The 17,363-nt window shown below is 64.6% G+C and carries 18 protein-coding genes and 1 pseudogene; 10 read left to right on the top strand and 9 right to left on the bottom strand.

The window, feature by feature from the left end; translation table 11 throughout:
• Positions 1 to 67 precede the first annotated feature (67 nt).
• From HV744_RS08210 to mpl, 6 genes and pseudogenes are all read right to left on the bottom strand, one after another.
• Positions 68 to 247, bottom strand: a pseudogene (locus HV744_RS08210) (helix-turn-helix domain-containing protein); the annotation flags it as partial.
• Positions 248 to 306: 59 nt separating this feature from the next.
• Positions 307 to 1,029, bottom strand: coding sequence for a monofunctional biosynthetic peptidoglycan transglycosylase (gene mtgA, locus HV744_RS08205; protein WP_175149034.1), 723 nt, complete (start codon positions 1,027 to 1,029; stop codon positions 307 to 309).
• A gap of 49 nt (positions 1,030 to 1,078) precedes the next feature.
• Positions 1,079 to 1,942, bottom strand: a complete 864-nt coding sequence (aroE, locus tag HV744_RS08200) for a shikimate dehydrogenase (protein ID WP_175149033.1) — start codon at positions 1,940 to 1,942, stop codon at positions 1,079 to 1,081.
• A complete protein-coding gene (locus HV744_RS08195) occupies positions 1,939 to 4,056 on the bottom strand; it encodes a ribonuclease catalytic domain-containing protein (protein ID WP_175149032.1) in 2,118 nt (705 codons plus the stop codon). The genes aroE and HV744_RS08195 overlap by 4 nt, the downstream gene beginning before the upstream one ends.
• 193 nt (positions 4,057 to 4,249) lie before the next feature.
• On the bottom strand, positions 4,250 to 4,852 hold the full coding sequence (locus tag HV744_RS08190; RefSeq protein ID WP_175149031.1) for a YqiA/YcfP family alpha/beta fold hydrolase: 603 nt from the start codon (positions 4,850 to 4,852) through the stop codon (positions 4,250 to 4,252).
• Positions 4,849 to 6,243: a UDP-N-acetylmuramate:L-alanyl-gamma-D-glutamyl-meso-diaminopimelate ligase gene (mpl, locus tag HV744_RS08185; RefSeq protein WP_175149030.1), complete on the bottom strand. Its 1,395-nt coding sequence runs from the start codon at positions 6,241 to 6,243 to the stop codon at positions 4,849 to 4,851. Before mpl ends, HV744_RS08190 begins: the two co-directional genes overlap by 4 nt.
• Positions 6,244 to 6,441: 198 nt before the next feature.
• Here mpl and HV744_RS08180 point away from each other — a divergent pair, with 198 nt between their 5' ends.
• The 10 genes from HV744_RS08180 to HV744_RS08135 all read left to right on the top strand — a co-directional run bounded on the left by HV744_RS08180 (position 6,442) and on the right by HV744_RS08135 (position 14,678).
• Positions 6,442 to 7,095, top strand: a complete 654-nt coding sequence (locus HV744_RS08180) for a UDP-N-acetylmuramate--alanine ligase (protein WP_175149029.1) — start codon at positions 6,442 to 6,444, stop codon at positions 7,093 to 7,095.
• Positions 7,096 to 7,105: 10 nt separating this feature from the next.
• Positions 7,106 to 7,654: a TlpA family protein disulfide reductase gene (locus HV744_RS08175; RefSeq protein WP_175149028.1), complete on the top strand. Its 549-nt coding sequence runs from the start codon at positions 7,106 to 7,108 to the stop codon at positions 7,652 to 7,654.
• 194 nt (positions 7,655 to 7,848) lie between these two features.
• Complete coding sequence (gene aroQ, locus HV744_RS08170) at positions 7,849 to 8,304, top strand: type II 3-dehydroquinate dehydratase (protein WP_175149027.1); 456 nt, start codon at positions 7,849 to 7,851, stop codon at positions 8,302 to 8,304.
• Positions 8,305 to 8,373: 69 nt separating this feature from the next.
• Entirely contained in the window at positions 8,374 to 8,841 is a 468-nt protein-coding gene (accB, locus tag HV744_RS08165; protein ID WP_175149026.1) for an acetyl-CoA carboxylase biotin carboxyl carrier protein, read from the top strand.
• Between the two features lie 115 nt (positions 8,842 to 8,956).
• Positions 8,957 to 10,324 (top strand): acetyl-CoA carboxylase biotin carboxylase subunit, encoded by a 1,368-nt coding sequence (gene accC / locus HV744_RS08160; protein ID WP_175149025.1) that lies wholly within the window; start codon positions 8,957 to 8,959, stop codon positions 10,322 to 10,324.
• A 3-nt stretch (positions 10,325 to 10,327) separates the two neighbouring features.
• A complete protein-coding gene (prmA, locus tag HV744_RS08155; RefSeq protein ID WP_175149024.1) occupies positions 10,328 to 11,230 on the top strand; it encodes a 50S ribosomal protein L11 methyltransferase in 903 nt (300 codons plus the stop codon).
• A gap of 48 nt (positions 11,231 to 11,278) precedes the next feature.
• A complete protein-coding gene (locus HV744_RS08150) occupies positions 11,279 to 12,565 on the top strand; it encodes a zinc-ribbon and DUF3426 domain-containing protein (RefSeq protein ID WP_175149023.1) in 1,287 nt (428 codons plus the stop codon).
• Positions 12,566 to 12,638: 73 nt separating this feature from the next.
• Positions 12,639 to 13,139, top strand: coding sequence for a thiol peroxidase (tpx, locus tag HV744_RS08145; protein WP_175149022.1), 501 nt, complete (start codon positions 12,639 to 12,641; stop codon positions 13,137 to 13,139).
• 95 nt (positions 13,140 to 13,234) lie between these two features.
• Positions 13,235 to 14,173, top strand: a complete 939-nt coding sequence (locus HV744_RS08140) for a carbohydrate kinase family protein (RefSeq protein ID WP_175149021.1) — start codon at positions 13,235 to 13,237, stop codon at positions 14,171 to 14,173.
• A 25-nt stretch (positions 14,174 to 14,198) separates the two neighbouring features.
• Positions 14,199 to 14,678, top strand: a complete 480-nt coding sequence (locus tag HV744_RS08135; protein ID WP_175149020.1) for an outer membrane lipoprotein — start codon at positions 14,199 to 14,201, stop codon at positions 14,676 to 14,678.
• A 290-nt stretch (positions 14,679 to 14,968) separates the two neighbouring features.
• Here HV744_RS08135 and HV744_RS08130 read toward each other — a convergent pair whose 3' ends face one another.
• The 3 genes from HV744_RS08130 to HV744_RS08120 form a co-directional block, all read right to left on the bottom strand.
• Positions 14,969 to 15,580 (bottom strand): histone H1-like DNA-binding protein, encoded by a 612-nt coding sequence (locus HV744_RS08130; RefSeq protein WP_175149215.1) that lies wholly within the window; start codon positions 15,578 to 15,580, stop codon positions 14,969 to 14,971.
• A gap of 30 nt (positions 15,581 to 15,610) precedes the next feature.
• Positions 15,611 to 15,928 carry a hypothetical protein gene (locus HV744_RS08125; protein ID WP_175149019.1) on the bottom strand — a complete coding sequence of 106 codons (318 nt, stop codon included), beginning with the start codon at positions 15,926 to 15,928 and terminating at the stop codon, positions 15,611 to 15,613.
• A gap of 86 nt (positions 15,929 to 16,014) precedes the next feature.
• Positions 16,015 to 17,250: a ribonucleotide-diphosphate reductase subunit beta gene (locus HV744_RS08120; protein WP_175149018.1), complete on the bottom strand. Its 1,236-nt coding sequence runs from the start codon at positions 17,248 to 17,250 to the stop codon at positions 16,015 to 16,017.
• Positions 17,251 to 17,363 lie beyond the last annotated feature (113 nt).

The raw sequence follows: 17,363 nt of genomic DNA, 5'->3' as shown, positions 1-17,363 counted from the left end.
AGACTGTCCGCGGTCGTGAGCTTCAGCACGGTCTTGCCGAAGGTCGGCGTGTCGACGGTAATCAGATGGCATCGGTCGGCACGACGCCGCTGGAGGTGCGCTGCAATAGTCGGGTCGACAGCTCGCTTTCGAGCCGGCCGATCCGCTGGCTCAACGCAGAGGTGACGACGCCCGGTTCGAGCACCGCCTTGCCCATTCTGCCGTGCTCGATCACGCTGATGAAGTAACGCAGCGGCCCCGGTTCCATTGGAGTTTCCCGCGAGGCCATGCACGCGCGAGTGCGCCGTGCATGCAGAAGAAAAACGTTCAGTCCGGCAGTTCAGCCGCGCCCATGCGCCGCGCAATCACGCGCGCGCGCTGAGCCAGATAGGCGGACACTCGGTGTTCATCGAAATATTTGGGCCTCGGCAGCATCACCGCCAACCGTGCCGACTGCGCGGCGCTCAGCTTGCTTGCCGACGTCTTGTAGTAATACTGACCGGCCGCCTCGGCGCCATAGACCCCATTGCCCCACTCGACGGAGTTGAGATAGATCTCGAAGATCCGCTCCTTGTCCATCAAGGTTTCGAGCATCCAGGTAATGATCAGCTCCTGGCCTTTGCGGATATAGCTCTTCTCACGGGATAAAAACAGATTGCGCGCGAGCTGCTGGGTGATCGTCGAACCGCCGCGCACGATCCTGCCCTTCGCCTTGTTACGCTCCCAGGCCTGCAGGATCGCGTCGGTCTCGTAGCCTTTGTTGTTGACGAAATTCGCGTCTTCGGACGCGATGATCGCGCGCTTCAGATTGCGCGAGATCTGGTCGTACGGCACCCACGTATGTTGCACCGACAGATCCGGCCGATCCTGCGACAAACGCCACGCGTCCGAGCGCATGAAAGCCGTCGAACGCGGATTCACGTAATTCCAGATCGCGATCTGCGTGAAGTAAAACGCCTGCGTCGCGAGCCACGCGATCACCAGCACGGCGCCCAGATAAACCGTCCATCGCACCGGACCTGGCCGGCTTGCGCGCCGCGTTGCTGTCATCGTGCGTCCAGTCCTCGAGTCGGTGAGTTCCGCAAGGCGCTACGCCGGTCTACGTGTGCGACGGCGCCGTCAGCAGTGCACGCAACTCGGCCAGCACCGGCGCGCCGTCGGGGCGCACGCCGCGCCACACGTAAAACGATTCGGCGGCCTGTTCGACCAGCATGCCGAGACCGTCGGCGCCGCGCGCGCCGAGCTTGCGCGCGTGCTCCATGAAGACCGTCGGATGCGCGCCGTACATCATGTCGTAGGCGAGCGTGCCGTTGCCGAACGCCTGGTCGTCGCACTCGGGCAGCGACGCGTCCAGGCTGCCCGCCGTCGCGTTGACGATCACGTCGTAGGTGCCCGCTTCGACCGCGCGCGCACTGCCGCCCGTCAGACGGCACGCGGCGTCGCGCGCGGCTTGCCCGAACTGGTCGACCAACGCTTCGGCCTTCGCGGCCGTGCGGTTGACGATCGTCAGCGTATGCGGCATGCGCTCCAGCATCGGCAGCACCACACCGCGCGCGGCGCCGCCCGCGCCCAGCAACAGAATGCGTGCGCCCTTCAGCGACACGCCGAGATTCACCTCGATGTCGCGCACGAGACCGAAGCCATCGGTGTTGTCGCCGTAAACGCCGCTCGAATCGATGCGCAACGTGTTCACCGCGCCGGCCGCCGCGGCGCGCGGCGACAACGTGTCGGCGAACGCATGCGCGTCGAGCTTGAACGGCACGGTCACGTTCAGGCCGCGCCCGCCCGCTTCGATGAAGGCGCGCACGTGCGGCACGAACGCATCGACCGGCGCGAGCAGGTGGCCGTATTCGACCGGCTCGCCGGTTTGCGCGGCGAAGCGGCCATGAATGAACGGCGACTTGCTGTGGCCGACCGGGTTGCCGATGACCGCATAGCGGTCGCGTGTCTGGTTGGTGCTCATCGTCCCGGCTCCGCGATGTGCTGGTCGGCGGCTGCGTCGCTCGCGCTGTTGTCGCTGTTGTCGGCGTCGGCGTCGTCCGCCGCGGCGGTGTCGTCCAGCTCCGCTTCGGCCTGAGCCTCGGCTTCGCCTTCGGCGCTGTCGTCGGACGCGTCGATGATTTCCTCGTCGCCCTCGTCGACCTCCTCAGCTTCGCCGCCGCTCGTCACGGTCGGCGCGTCGAGCACATGCAGCAGACGCACGGACGCTTCGACGGTCAACTCGTCGAGCGACATCACTTCCATCTGCAAACGCGTGCCGCGCGCGTGCACGCCGAGGCCCGGCACATGCAGCAGCAACGGAATCTCTTCGAGGCGCACCAGATCGCCCTTCACCACCGACGCCACCACCTGCTTGCGGTTCTCCTGCTTCAGCCAGCGCAGACACCAGAAGTACTCCATGCGGCGCTGGTGATCGGCGTACGCGGTGTAGGTGTCGTCGAAGCCTTGCACGACTGCGAACAGATCGGCGTCCTTGGGCTTGAACGGCGCGGCCAGCTTCGCGGTCACGCCATGCTGCACGCAGGCGATCAGTTGCCACTGATTCACCAGGTCGACGTAACGGCGCAGCGGCGACGTGCTCCACGCGTATTGCGTGACGCCGAGACCTTCGTGCGGCGCGGCGTTGGTCTGCATGCGTGTGCGCTTCGGACCGCTCGGCGCGCCGAACGCGCGCTGCGTGCGATAGATGCCCGGCACGCCGTGGTCGTGCAGGAACGCGCCCCACGACGAGTTCGCGAGAATCGCCAGCTCGGCGACGATCGTGTCGAGCGGCGAGCCGCGCCGGCGCGGCGTGATCGTGATGTGCTCGCCTTCCACGTAGAAGTTGAAGTCGGTGTTGCGCTGCACTTCGCGGCGCAGACCGTAGCCGGCGCGCGCGGCCTGGCGCTTTTCGAACAGCGCCTGCGCGAACGGCCACAGCACGGCGATGTCTTCCTTGTGCGGATAGTCGCCGGTGCCGGCGGCGAGCGCCTCTTCGGTAACGACTTCGTCGAGCGTGTTGTGGCGCAGATTGTTCTTCACGAACACGCGCTCGGCGCGCGTTTCGCTCGCAACGATCTCCTGGGTCTCGCGATTGACGATCACATACAGCGACAGCGCCGGCCGCAAGCCGCCTTCGGCCAGCGTGAACGCTTCGACGACGCTATCGGGCAGCATCGTGATCTTGTCGCCCGGCATATAGACGGTCGACAGCCGCGTGCGCGCGATCGCGTCGACCTCGTCGCCACGCTGGATGCCGAGCGCCGGCGCGGCGATGTGCACGCCGATCCGCACGCGGCCGTCGGCCAGATGCTCGACGGAGAACGCGTCGTCGATTTCAGTGGTGGTGATGTCGTCGATCGAGAACGCCTGCACGTCGGCTTCCGGCAGATCTTCCGGCATGCTGCCGGCGGTGACGGGCGGAAAGCCGGTGCCGTGCGGGAAAAACTCGGACAGGAATTTCGCCTCGTGCAGCGCGCGCGCCGACGGAATCGCGCCGCATTCGAGCATCAGGCGCGCCTGCGAAATACCGCGCGCGGCCGCCGCGACTTCGAGCGCCTTGTATTCGATGGTGTTCTTGTCCGGCTTCGTGAGCAACGCGAGCGCCGTCTTGCCGGTGAAGGCTTCGGGCAGGCGGCCGGCCTTCAGTTCGTCCTCGTAGCCCTGTTGCACCAGCGCCTGCTGACGCTTGCGCTCGAGGCCGGCCAGCGCCATCTTCAGTTGCTCTTGCGGCGCGCGCTGATACATGCCGCGGCCCTTGCGGCGGAAATACACCGGCGCGCCGTGCATGCGCAGCACCAGCGCGGCGCGCTCGATCGAGCCGAAGCTTTCGCCGAAGTACTCGGCGCCCAGCGTGGCGAACGGGAATTCGTCATCAGGCGCGCATTCCCACAGGAAGTCCAGGTCGATGTCCTGCGCGGCGGTGTCGGCCTGCTGCATCAGTTCGGCCGCGCTCGGCTTGTCGAATTCGATCAGCACGTCTTTGGCGCGCACCTTGGCGCGCCGGCCGCCCGGCAACTCGACCTGAAACGCGTCGCCCTGGCGCGACAGCACGCTGCCGGCCTTGAAACTGCCCGATTCCTCGAAGAAAACGTTCACTCAATACTCTCGTTCTGACTTGCATCTGCCGGCGCGCCCGATCCGGTTCGGCGATCGGTCACTGCGTGCGCGGCACGGCAACGTGTTCGTGGTAGTGGATCCGCGGCGCGACACATGCGCGCCGGCGGGTTGAATCTGCTGACAGGCAGCGGTCTCGCTGCGGGTCGTCTGCATCAGGCCGGCTCAAGCCACCTCAGGCTGCCTCGCGCGGCGCCGGCGGCTCGACGTCTTCGGCGTCGCAAAAGGCCAGCACCTCGTCGACGTATTGCGCGAACTCGCTGATCGCGTGATCGCTTCCTTCGATCAGCGTAGTGCGTGCGCCGGGATAGTGCGCGAGCATTTCGCGGTAGTCGAGCACTTCGTCGCCGGTGGCGGCCATCAAATAATAGCGTTCGGGCCGCGTGATCGACGCGACGCCGAGCGCGCGCAGTTCGTCCAGATGATGCGGCTCGACGACGATGCTGCCGCCGCCATGCCACAGCGGCTGCTCGCCGAGATAGGCGCTCAGGTCGCGCTGCGGCACGACCGCCGGATTCAGCAGCACGGCCGGCCAGCCGTGCTTTTCCGCCAGATGGGTAGCGAAATAGCCGCCGAGCGAGCTGCCGATCACCGTCACGCGATCCGTGCCGGCGGCCGCCGCGAGCGATTCGGCGAGCGCCACCGTGTCGAACGGCGAGACCGGCAGCATCGGGCAGCACCATTCGTCGGCGCGACCCAGTTCGGCGAGCCGCGCCGCCAGCACGCGCGCCTTGAACGAATTGGGCGACGAGCGGAAACCGTGCAGATAGAGAATCACGCTGCGCCTCGCGCGGAAAGTGCGTCGAGCAGTTTCTGATGCACGCCGCCAAAGCCGCCGTTGCTCATCACCAGAATCTGGTCACCGGGGCGCGCTGCGTGAACCACCGCTTTGACCAGCGCGTCGAGGTTGTCGAAGGCTTGCGCTTTGCCGCCGAGCGGCGCGAGCGCCGCGCCGAGATTCCAGCCGAGCGCGTCGCGGCCGCTCGGCGCGCCGTAGCCAAACACGAGGTCGGCGTCGGCCAGACTGACGGGCAATTGCGCTTTCATCACGCCCAGCTTCATCGTGTTCGAACGCGGCTCCAGCACGGCAAGAATCCGCGTGTTGTCGCGGCCGACGCGCGCGCGCAGCCCGGCCACCGTGGTGTCGATCGCGGTTGGGTGATGCGCGAAGTCGTCGTACACGGTCACGCCGTCGACGCTGCCGCGCACTTCCATGCGGCGCTTCACATTGCGAAAGCTCGCCAGCGACTTCGCGGCCTGCGCCGGCGGCACGCCAACGTGACGCGCGGCGGCGATCGCGGCCAGCGCGTTCATCCGGTTGTGCTCGCCCTGCACCTGCCACTCGACCACGCCGACGCGCTCGCTGTTGTGATACACGGCGAAGCGCTCGTCGACCGGCACGCCGTCTTCCGCGGGCAGGGTCTCCCAGCCGCCCTGCACGCCGAAGCGCTCGACGCCGCTCCAGCAGCCGCGCGTCAGCACGCGCTCGAGCGCGTCTTCACGGCCGTTCGTCACCACCCGGCCGATGCCCGGCACCGTGCGGATCAGATGATGGAACTGCGTTTCGATCGCCGCAAGATCCGGGAAGATATCGGCGTGATCGAATTCGAGGTTGTTCAGCACCGCCGTCTTGGGCCGGTAATGGACGAACTTCGAGCGCTTGTCGAAGAACGCGGTGTCGTACTCGTCGGCTTCGATCACGAAGAAGCTCGAAGCGGTGAGCCGCGCGGACACGCCGAAATTCAGCGGCACGCCGCCGATCAGGAAACCCGGGTTGAGGCCGGCGTCTTCGAGCAGCCAGGTCAGCATCGAGCTGGTGGTGGTCTTGCCGTGCGTGCCGGCCACCGCCAGCACCCATTTGCCGTTCAGCACGTGCTCGCCGAGCCACTGCGGGCCGGAGACGTAAGGCAGGCCGCGGTCGAGAATCGCCTCCATCAGCGGGTTGCCGCGCGAGACCACGTTGCCGATCACGAACAGATCCGCATTCAGGCCGTTCAACTGGTCCGCGTCGTAACCCTCGATCAGACGGATGCCTTGCGCCTCGAGTTGCGTGCTCATCGGCGGATAGACGCCGGCGTCGCAGCCCGTCACGGTGTGGCCCGCGCCGCGCGCGAGCACCGCGAGACCGCCCATGAACGTGCCGCAGATGCCGAGGATGTGGATGTGCATAAGCCTGTCGTGCCGCGCGGGCGTTTTTTGCGAGGGATGGGAGTGCAGCAAAGCGGCCGGAACGACCGTCCGCAAAGGACGCTATTGTAACCGACAGCTTCCGCTCGCCCTATCGACGCGCACCCGCGCCGCCCTCGCCCGGCGCTCCGCGCGCCCCGCCCACAAAGGCCGGTCGGCAATCTCTAGTATGATTGACGGATGGTTCGCAAATCACATTTCGATCCGCAGCGCGTGCGCGAGGAAATCGCCATCGCGGCTGCGCGCCTGATCGCCGAAGACGGTCTGGACTACGCCACGGCCAAGCGCAAAGCGGCGCGGCAAGTCGTCGGCGAGACCCGTGTTGCCGGCGAATGGCTGCCGGATAACGACCAGATCGAAGAGGAAATCCGCGAATATCAGTCGCTTTTCCAGGGCGACAGCCAGCCAGCGCTGCTGCGGCGGCTGCGTATTATCGCGCTCGACTGGATGGAGCGGCTCGCGCCGTTCAATCCTTATCTGACCGGCGCGGTGCTCGGCGGCACAGCGGGCGAACACTCGGATGTGCATCTTCAGGTGTTCTGCGACAACCCGAAGGAAGTCGCGATCTACTTTCTGAACGCCAACATTCAGTACGACGTGTCGGAAACGCGGCACTTCGCCGGCCGTGGCTATGTCGAGACGCTGAGCTTCCTGTGGCGCCCCACGAACGAAGGGCGCGACGCGGAGCCGGTCGGCATCCACGTCGCACTGTACGAAACGGACGACCTGCGCGGCGCGGTCAGGGCCGACGCGCGCGGCCGCACGGCGCGGGCCAATCTGCAGGCGGTCCAGGCGCTGCTCGACAGTAGCGAAGCCACCCCTTCCACTAATTAGACAGACCACAATGAACATGAGACGGATTCTGGCGGGCGCACTGGTCGCCATCATCGCCGCGGGCGGCGGCGTGCTGGCCAATCATTGGCTCAACGACGGGTCCGAAGTCGCCCACGCGGCGCAGGCCGGTTCCCAGCAGAGCGCGGTCGAGCAACTCTGGAGCGCGCCGGTCACCAACGTCGACGGCAAGCCACAATCGCTAAGTTTGCTTAAAGGCCACGCAATCGTCGTCAACTTCTGGGCTTCGTGGTGCGGTCCCTGTGTCGAGGAAATGCCGGCGCTGTCGCAGCTTCAACGCGAGTACGCGAAGAAAGGCATCCAGTTCATCGGACTTGGCGTCGATTCGGACAAAAACGTGCAGGCATTCCTGCAGAAAGTGAAAGTGGCCTACCCGGTCTACGTGACAGGCTTCGGCGGCGCCGACCTCGCGCGCGCGTTCGGTAACAACGCGGGCGGGCTGCCGTTCACCGTCGTGATCGACGCAAAAGGCAATATCCGCTCGACAAAATTAGGCCAGATCGACCCGGCCGCGCTTAGACAGACGCTCGACGCGCTTTAAATTTCACATTCTTTTGACGTTCAATTCGGTGCGGAACGCGCAAAAATGCGCGCAAATCGCGCGAAATTGAGAGAAGATGGGCGCCTGGCGCGGCGGCGGATCGACGCAGCCATCGTTCCGAACGTGCGGGAAACTAGACAAGTTTCTCTAATCAGCGCTAAAGTGCGCCCAATTCCACGGAAAAAGAAGCGACCATGACGCGACTGCTGGTACTGCACGGACCCAACCTCAACCTTCTCGGCACCCGGGAACCCGAGGTCTACGGTCGCGTGACCTTGCCGCAGATCGATCAGGCGCTGGCGGACCGCGCCGCGGACGCAGGTGTCGAGCTTGCGTCGTTCCAGAGCAATCACGAAGGCGCTCTGGTCGATCGCATCCAGGCCGCCCGGACTGAAAAAACCGATTTCATACTGATCAATCCCGCCGCGTACACGCACACCAGCGTGGCCATTCGGGACGCACTGGCAGGGGTCGGCATCCCGTTCGTCGAGATTCATCTGTCGAACGTGCATCGTCGCGAACCGTTCCGGCATCACTCGTATTTCTCCGACCAGGCTGAGGGCGTGATTTGCGGCCTCGGCTGGAAGGGCTACCTGTACGCGCTCGAATTCGCGCTCGACCGGCTCGCCGCCGGCTCGTCGCGCGGCTGAATCCAAACACGACTAATTTGAGCCGGCCGCGCACGCGCCGGCACTTTACGCATTGAAAGGGGCTTCCTGATGGATCTACGTAAACTGAAAACTCTGATCGACCTCGTCTCGGAGTCCGGTATTTCCGAACTCGAAGTGACCGAGGGCGAAGGCAAGGTGCGCATCGTCAAGAATGCGCCGCCGGTTTACGTGCAACCGTCCGCCTCGTACGCGCCGCAATACGCGCAGCCGGCCCCGCTCCCAGGCGCTGAAGCGCCCGCTGTCGCCGCCGCCCCGGCTGCGCCGGCGGTTGCCGCGCCGCAAGGCCATGTGGTGACCTCGCCGATGGTCGGCACCTTCTACCGCGCGCCGTCGCCGGGCGCCGACCCGTTCGTCCAGGTGGGCGACACGGTCAAGGAAGGCCAGACGATCTGCATCATCGAAGCGATGAAGCTGCTCAACGAAATCGAGTCGGACAAGTCCGGCGTGGTGAAGGAGATCCTCGTCGAAAACGGCCAGGCGGTCGAGTACGGCCAACCGCTGTTCGTGGTCGGCTAACGCGGCACGCAGTGTTCGCCGCCCGCGCGCCCGCTGTCCCGAGCGCGCGACCGATCCTCCGAGGCGGCCGGTGTTGTGAGCAACCCGGTGCCCATCGATGAGTCGAAAATCCGCTATGTTTGAAAAAATCCTCATTGCCAATCGTGGCGAGATCGCGCTGCGTATCCAGCGCGCCTGCCGCGAACTCGGCGTCAAGACGGTCGTCGTCTATTCGGAAGCCGACAAGGAAGCCAAGTACGTGAAGCTCGCCGACGAGGCGGTCTGCATCGGCCCGGCGCCTTCGAATCTGAGCTATCTGAACATGCCCGCGCTGATCAGCGCGGCCGAAGTCACCGACGCCGAAGCGATCCACCCCGGCTATGGCTTCCTGTCGGAGAACGCCGACTTCGCCGAGCGCGTCGAGCAGTCCGGCTTCACCTTCATCGGCCCGCGCCCGGAAACGATCCGGATGATGGGCGACAAGGTCACGGCCAAGCAGACCATGATCAAGACCGGCGTGCCCTGCGTGCCGGGTTCGGAAGGCGCGTTGCCGGAAGATCCGAAAGAGATCGTGAAGATTGCCCGCCAGGTCGGCTATCCGGTCATCATCAAGGCCGCCGGCGGTGGCGGTGGCCGCGGCATGCGCGTGGTCCATACGGAAGCGGCGCTGGTCAACGCGGTCAACATGACCCGTGAAGAAGCCGGCCGTGCGTTCGGCAACCCGCAGGTCTACATGGAGAAATTCCTGGAGAACCCGCGGCACATCGAAATCCAGGTGCTGTCCGACTCGTTCAAGAACGCCATCTGGCTCGGCGAGCGCGATTGCTCGATGCAGCGCCGCCACCAGAAAGTGATCGAAGAAGCGCCGGCGCCGGGTATCGCGCGCCGCCTGATCGACCGGATCGGCGATCGTTGCGCGGACGCGTGCAAGAAGATGGGCTATCTGGGCGCGGGCACGTTCGAGTTCCTGTACGAAAACGGCGAGTTCTACTTCATCGAAATGAACACGCGCGTGCAGGTCGAGCATCCGGTGACCGAGCTGATCACGGGCGTCGACATCGTGCAGGAACAGATCCGCATCGCGGCCGGCGAGAAGCTCGCATTCCGTCAGCGCGACATCGTGTTCAAGGGTCATGCGATCGAATGCCGGATCAACGCTGAAGATCCGTTCAAGTTCATTCCGTCGCCGGGTCGTTTGACCTCGTGGCATATGCCGGGCGGCCCCGGCATCCGCGTCGATTCGCACGCCTACAACGGCTATTTCGTGCCGCCGAACTATGATTCGATGATCGGCAAGCTGATCGCTTACGGCACCACGCGCGAACAGGCGATCAAGCGGATGCGCATCGCGTTGTCGGAAATGGTGGTCGAAGGCATTCAGACCAACATCCCGTTGCACCGCGAGCTGATGCTGGACGCGAAATTCGTCGAAGGCGGCACCAGCATTCACTACCTCGAAAACCGGTTGGCCGCGAAGCTGCAGGTCGCGCCGGAAGAAGCGTAAGTCATGAGCTACCGGGAACTGATCGCCGAGCTGGCACGCGAGCACGCGGAGGAGTTTTCCGACGCGCTGCTCGAGTTGGGCGCGTTGTCCGTATCGGTCGAAGACGCGGACGCCGACACGCCCGACGAGCAGCCGCTGTTCGGCGAACCCGGTCTCACGCCGGATCGCACGGCGTGGCAGCGTTCGCGCGTGATCGCGCTGCTCGCGCCGGAACACGAGCCGGCGGTGCTGCTGACCGCCGCGGCCAACGAGATCGGCCTGCCAGCCGCGCCGTCGTTCACCGTGCGTGAAGTCGAAGAGCAGGATTGGGTGCGGCTCACGCAGTCGCAGTTCGATCCGATTCCGATCGGCGAACGCATCTGGGTCGTGCCGTCGTGGCACGATGCGCCGGACCCCGAAGCGCTGGTGCTGGAACTGGACCCGGGCCTCGCGTTCGGCACCGGCAGCCATCCCACCACGCGGCTGTGCATGGAATGGCTGGAGCAATCGGTCCAACCCGAACAGTCCGTGCTCGATTACGGTTGCGGCTCCGGCATCCTCGCGATCCTCGCGAAGAAGTGCGGCGCGAATCCGGTGTACGGCATCGACATCGATCCGCAAGCGGTCGAGTCGGCGCGTCACAACAGCGAGCGCAACCGGGCCGAAGTCACCTACGGTTTGCCCGACGAATGCCCTACCGGCGAGTTTGATATCGTGGTCGCCAATATTCTGTCCAATCCGCTCAAGCTGATGGCGTCGATGCTCGCGTCGAAGGTCAAGCCGGGTGGCCGGATCGCGCTGTCCGGCATTCTGGCGCGGCAGGCGGACGAAGTCGCGCAGGTCTACGCGCGCTGGATCGATATCGGCGTGTGGCGCGAACACGAGGGTTGGGTGTGTCTGACGGGAACGCGTCGCGAAAGCCATTAGAATAAGGCGTATTGTCAAACCAACGGCCTTCTGGCTTACCGGCTCAATATGCTCCTGGCGACGCGTTGCCCCTTCTGCGAAACCGTCTTCCGTCTGCAACCGGCGCAGCTCGCGCAGCGCCGCGGCCTCGTGCGCTGCGGGACTTGCCACGAAGTATTCGACGCGTCGAGCAGCCTGTTCGACGTCTCCGAGGGCGGTGACTTCTCCACCGCCAAACCGGTCGCCGCTGCGGCGGCGATCGAGGCGCTGTCGGGCGTGCGTCAGAAAGGCCCCGACTTCAGCGCCGAAGCATGGGATCCGCGGGCGCCCACACCCGACGCCGCCATCGACAACCGTCTGCGGCACAACGCCGGCAATGTGCCGCTCGCGCCGGTCTCCACCGGCGCGGGCGTCGCGGTCACGCCGCGCCACGCCGCCGAGCCCGAGTTGCCGGCCGACGCTTTGCGCACGTCACTTCCTCCCGACAACGAACCGGTGCTGGCAGACGCGCCGCGCGAACCCTTCGCGTACCAGGCCGATACCGAGCCGCCCGTGGAAGAAGCGCCGCGGGTCTGGCACAAGACCGAGCGCGCGTCTGAACCTGCGCTGGACGAAGCGGCGAGATTGCATGGCATCCCCGACAACGAACCGCATTTCGGCGCTGCTGGTTTAGGTGCTGCTGCGGGCCTCGGCGCGGCTGGTTTCGGCGCGGCCGCGGCCGCGGCCGCAGGCGCGGGCGGCTCAGGCACCGGCGGCCCAGGCGGCTTCGGCCCGGCCTCAGCCGCAGCCAGTGGCGAGCCCTTCTCCGTCAACCCGGTGAACGACGGTACCGACCCTTTCCCGGTGATGCGCGAAACCCGCCCGGCCGACGCGCAGCGCATGGGCTGGCTGATTGGCGCATCGGTATTGGGATTGCTGTTGATCATCGCGCTGCTCGCGCAACTCGCGTGGTGGCAACGCGAAACCGTGCAGGTGTATCTGCCGCGCTCGCAGACGCTGTACGCGAAGGCCTGCGCGCATCTCGGCTGCCAGGTCACGCCACCGCACGACATCGACGGTTTGCTGGTCGAACCGTCCGATCTGCGGCAGATCGACGGCCCGCACAAGCTCGAACTGAAGATGCCGCTGCACAACCGCTTCGGCATTGCGCTGGCCTACCCGGCGATCGAACTCACGTTGCTCGACGACCAGAACAACGTCGCCGTGCGGCGCGTGCTGTGGCCGCAAGACTACGTGCCGCCGGGCACGCCGATCGCGGCCGGCCTGCCGGCGCACACGACGCAGACCATGATCGTGCATCTCGACACGGGCATGGCGGTCGCTTCCAATTTCCGCGTACAGATTTTCTATCCGTAACGCGTCCTCGCGCGCCCGGCCATAACCGGGCGTGCTCACCGTCATCACTGACGAATTTTCGGAGCTTAACAACATGAGTCAAGTCACGCTGGGTGGCAACCCGATTGAAGTAGCCGGCACGTTCCCGTCGGTGGGCCAGAGCGCGGCCGCTTTCTCGCTGGTCGGCAAAGATCTGAAGCCGGTGTCGCTCGCCGATTTCGCCGGCAAGCGCAAAGTGCTGAACATCGTGCCGAGCCTCGACACGCCGACCTGCGCCACCTCGACCCGCAAGTTCAACGAAGCGGCCGCCAGGCTGACCAACACGGCCGTGATCGTCGTGTCGGGCGACCTGCCGTTCGCCGCATCGCGCTTCTGCACGACCGAAGGCATCGAGAACGTCGTCACGGCCTCCACGTTCCGCGGCCATGAGTTCGCGCAAGCGTACGGCGTCGACGTCACGAGCGGCCCGCTGACCGGCCTGACGGCGCGCGCCGTGGTGGTGATCGACGAGAACGACAAGGTCGTGCACGCTGAGCTGGTCGGCGAAATCAAGAACGAGCCGAACTACGACGCAGCACTCGCCGCGCTGAAGTAACACCTTCGCGCACGAGCCCGGCGCTGCGCGTGATGCGCGGCGCTGGCGCAGCGTCGCGCGCCATCTTTCAATTGTTTTTTACAGGAACGCTCGCCTTGGCTACGCTCATTTGCGGCTCGCTCGCCTACGACAACATCATGACTTTCGAAGGGCGCTTCCGGGAGCACATCCTGCCGGAGCAGGTCCACATCCTGAACGTGAGCTTTCTCGTGCCGACCATGCGCCGCGAGTTCGGCGGCTGCGCGGGCAACATCGGCTACGCGCTGCATCTGCTGGGCGGCGACGCGCGCATCATGGGCACGCTCGGCTCGGTGGACGCGCAGCTCTACATCGACCGCTTCGAGAAACTCGGCCTGTCGACGCAAAGCGTGCTCGTCGTGCCGGACACCTACTCGGCGCAGGCGATGATCACCACCGACCTGGAAAACAATCAGATCACCGCGTTCCATCCGGGCGCGATGATGCAGTCGCATCTGAACCGCGCTGACGAAGCGCAAGGCATCACGCTCGGCATCGTCGCGCCGGACGGCTACGACGGCATGATTCAGCATTCCGAGCATCTGGCGGCCGCCGGCGTGCCGTTCATCTTCGATCCGGGCCAGGGCTTGCCGCTGTTCGACGGCGACACGCTGCGGCGCATGATTGAACTTGCCACGTATGTAGCTGTCAACGATTACGAAGCCAAGCTGGTGAGCAACAAGACCGGCTGGTCGATCGAACAGATCGCCGGCAAGGTCGAAGCGTTGATCGTCACGCTCGGCGAACAGGGTGCGCAGATTCATCATGCCGGCGGTATCGAAGACATTCCGGCGGTCAAGGCCAAGCAGGTGCTCGATCCCACAGGCTGTGGCGATGCCTTCCGCGGCGGCTTGCTGTACGGGATCGAGAACAAGCTTGGCTGGGCCACCACAGGCCGCCTCGCGAGTCTGATGGGTGCGTTGAAGATCGAGCAACAGGGCCCGCAAAACTACGCGCCCAGCCGGGCGGAGATCAACGAACGGTTCAAGCAGGCATTCGGATACAGCCTGCCCTGATACCGAGAGCTATGGGAGCCAGGGAATGAGAGCAACGAGTCGCCTGATAGTCGCCACCGTGATCGCCGGTTCGCTGGCCATGTCGGGGTGCGCGGTCAACAGCACTTCTCCCGACGTCTTCACGGCGTCGCAGGCACAGCGCGAACAAACGGTCCGCATGGGCACGGTCGACAGCGTGCGCGCCGTGCAGATCAGCTCGAACAACGGCCAGCCGAGCGGCTTGGGCGTGGCCGGCGGCGCCGCGCTGGGCGCTCTCGCTGGCAGCGCGATCGGCGGCGGCCGCGGCTCGGTCGCCACGGGCATCATCGGCGGTATAGGCGGTGCGGTCGCCGGCAACGCGGTCGAGAACAGAGTCGCGATGCGCCCGGGTGTCGAGATCACCGTGCGACTCGACAACGGCGACATGCGCGCGATCACGCAGCAAACCACCGCCGGCGAATCGTTCCGCGCCGGCGATCGCGTGCGGCTTCTCTCCAGCGGCGGCGTCACGCGCGTCACGCACTGACAATTTCCCCTCTCGCGCGGCTGGCTTACACGCCGCCGCGACGACCTCAAACGCATGCCCTCCCCTGTGCATGCGTTTTTTTTCGCCTGTATGTTTTGCAGCCGGACCGTTTCCAATCGCTCGTGAGCGCTGGCGCAAAAACGTTGGGCAAAAAAAGTCCCGTCGCCGGAAACCGGCAACGGGACCCTGACCGAGTAGCGCTCGTCACAGCTTGAGCGCCACTCGATCATCGAACACGTCGTGCGACGTGTCGAAGTACTTCTACCGCTTATCTACCGCCTATCTGCCACTTACGGGCGGCTGCCCGTCGGGAACGGCCATGCCGCTGCCGGGTTCAGCGCGGTCTTCACCGTCGCCGCCGGTGCGCTCGAGACAGAAGTCGCAGCGGGTGCAGGCGCAGCCTTCTTGGCGACAGCCTTCTTCGCAGGTGCAGCCTTCTTGGCAGGAGCGGCAGCCTTCTTCGCAGCAGCCTTCTTGGCAGGTGCAGCCTTTTTAGCGGCAGCCTTCTTGGCGGGCGCAGCCTTTTTAGCAGCAGCCTTCTTGGCCGGTGCCGCCTTCTTCGCAGCAGCCTTCTTCGCCGGTGCTGCCTTCTTCGCTGCAACCTTCTTCACTGCGGCTTTCTTGGCCGGCGCTGCCTTCTTCGCTGCAACCTTCTTCACAGCAACTTTCTTCGCTGCGACTTTCTTGGCTGCAACCTTCTTGGCCGGTGCAGCTTTCTTCGCTGCAACCTTCTTCGCCGGTGCTGCCTTCTTCGCTGCAACCTTCTTCGCTGCAACCTTCTTCGCTGCAACCTTCTTCACTGCGACTTTCTTGGCAGCGACTTTCTTAGCCGGAGCAGCCTTCTTTGCCGCGACCTTCTTCGCTGCGGGTTTCTTGGCGGCGGCTTTCTTTGCAGTTGCCATCATTTTCTCCTTCAGGTTTTCAGATGAGAGTCAGTTCAAACTACACCCTTCGTCAAAACCCGCTTCCCGCGGACGCTTCTCAGGGCGCGCGCTACGAAGCGGGCTATTCATCGGCGTACGCAGGTGCTGCGCGCTTACGCTAATGAATGCGGTAAGGCGCGCCGTGCCAACAGGCACCGCGCGCCAGATCTGATCGGCGTTGAATCTCAACGCCGGCAATTGCTTGATCGAGCCGCCGGCGGTGACGCCAGCGGCTTTTTCCGGGGGGAAGTTTGCCCATCCCACTGAAGGGTTCGCAAAGTGCCTGTCATGTTTGTGGGCCGCTAAGGCACCGGGCACGCTTTGCATCAGGCGATTCTGCTCCTAACCAAATTTGCCGCGGCCGAAGCCCACGGCATCCCCATCGATGAATGCATCTGCAACACGAACCCGGATCACTCCCAGGTCAGCGCGCCGCCAGTTTGATATTCGATCACTCGCGTCTCGAAGAAGTTGCGCTCCTTCTTCAGGTCGATCATCTCGCTCATCCACGGGAACGGGTTTTCCTCGTTCGGGTACAGCGGATCGAGACCGATCTGCTGGCAACGGCGGTTGCAGATGAAGCGCAGATAGCTCTTGAACATCGACGCATTGAGGCCGAGCACCCCGCGCGGCATCGTGTCTTCTGCGTAACGATATTCAAGTTCGACCGCCTGCTGGAAGATCTCGCGGATTTCCGCGCGGAACTCAGCCGTCCAGAGTTGCGGGTTTTCGAGTTTGATCTGGTTGATCAGGTCGATGCCGAAGTTGCAGTGCATCGACTCGTCGCGCAGGATGTACTGGTACTGTTCCGCCGCGCCGGTCATCTTGTTCTGGCGGCCGAGCGCCAGGATTTGTGTAAAGCCGACGTAGAAGAACAGGCCTTCCATCACACAGGCGAACACGATCAGCGAGCGCAGCAGGGTCTGGTCTGCCTCGAGCGTACCGGTCTTGAAGGCCGGGTCGGTCAGCACGTGGATGTACGGAATCAGGAATTCGTCTTTCGCGCGGATCGAGGAAACCTCGTGATACGCGTTGAAGATTTCGCCTTCGTCGAGGCCCAGCGATTCGACGATGTACTGGTAAGCGTGCGTGTGGATCGCCTCTTCGAACGCCTGGCGCAGCAGGAACTGGCGGCATTCGGGCGCCGTGATGTGGCGGTAGGTGCCCAGCACGATGTTGTTGGCGGCCAGCGAGTCGGCCGTCACGAAGAAGCCCAGGTTGCGCTTGACGATGCGGCGCTCGTCTTCGGTCAGCCCGTTCGGGTCTTTCCACAAGGCGATGTCGCGCGACATGTTCACTTCTTGCGGCATCCAGTGGTTGGCGCAACCCGCCAGATACTTTTCCCAGGCCCACTTGTACTTGAACGGCACCAACTGATTGACGTCGGTCTGGCCGTTGATGATGCGCTTGTCGGCGACGTTGACCCGCGCTTCGGAAACGGCAGCCGTTCCGGCAGCAGCGTGGGCAACATGAGTGACGGGAGCGACTGCGATGTCGTTCGCGAACACGTCTTGAGCCGAGGGAGCATGAGGAGCGGAACGCGTTCCGACTTGCGAACCGACAGCCGGTCCCGTTGCGTTGCGCAAAGCATTCTGTTGCGCGCCGCTCGAGGGAGTTACGGCAGTGATCTCGTCATCCCAGTTGAGCATAAATGTCACCATCAATTTAGAACGGTTTGTACCATCTTTTCACGAGCGATAAAAGAGTTCGCTGATGAAAAATCCTGTTTTCGATTCGCGTTGCTACGTTCATACAACACTTT

It is taken from the genome of Paraburkholderia ultramafica (assembly GCF_902859915.1).
In the GTDB taxonomy this organism is placed as follows: Bacteria; Pseudomonadota; Gammaproteobacteria; order Burkholderiales; family Burkholderiaceae; genus Paraburkholderia; species Paraburkholderia ultramafica.
Note: the sequence above shows the minus strand (reverse complement) of the source record. Positions and strands in the feature narration are given on the sequence as shown.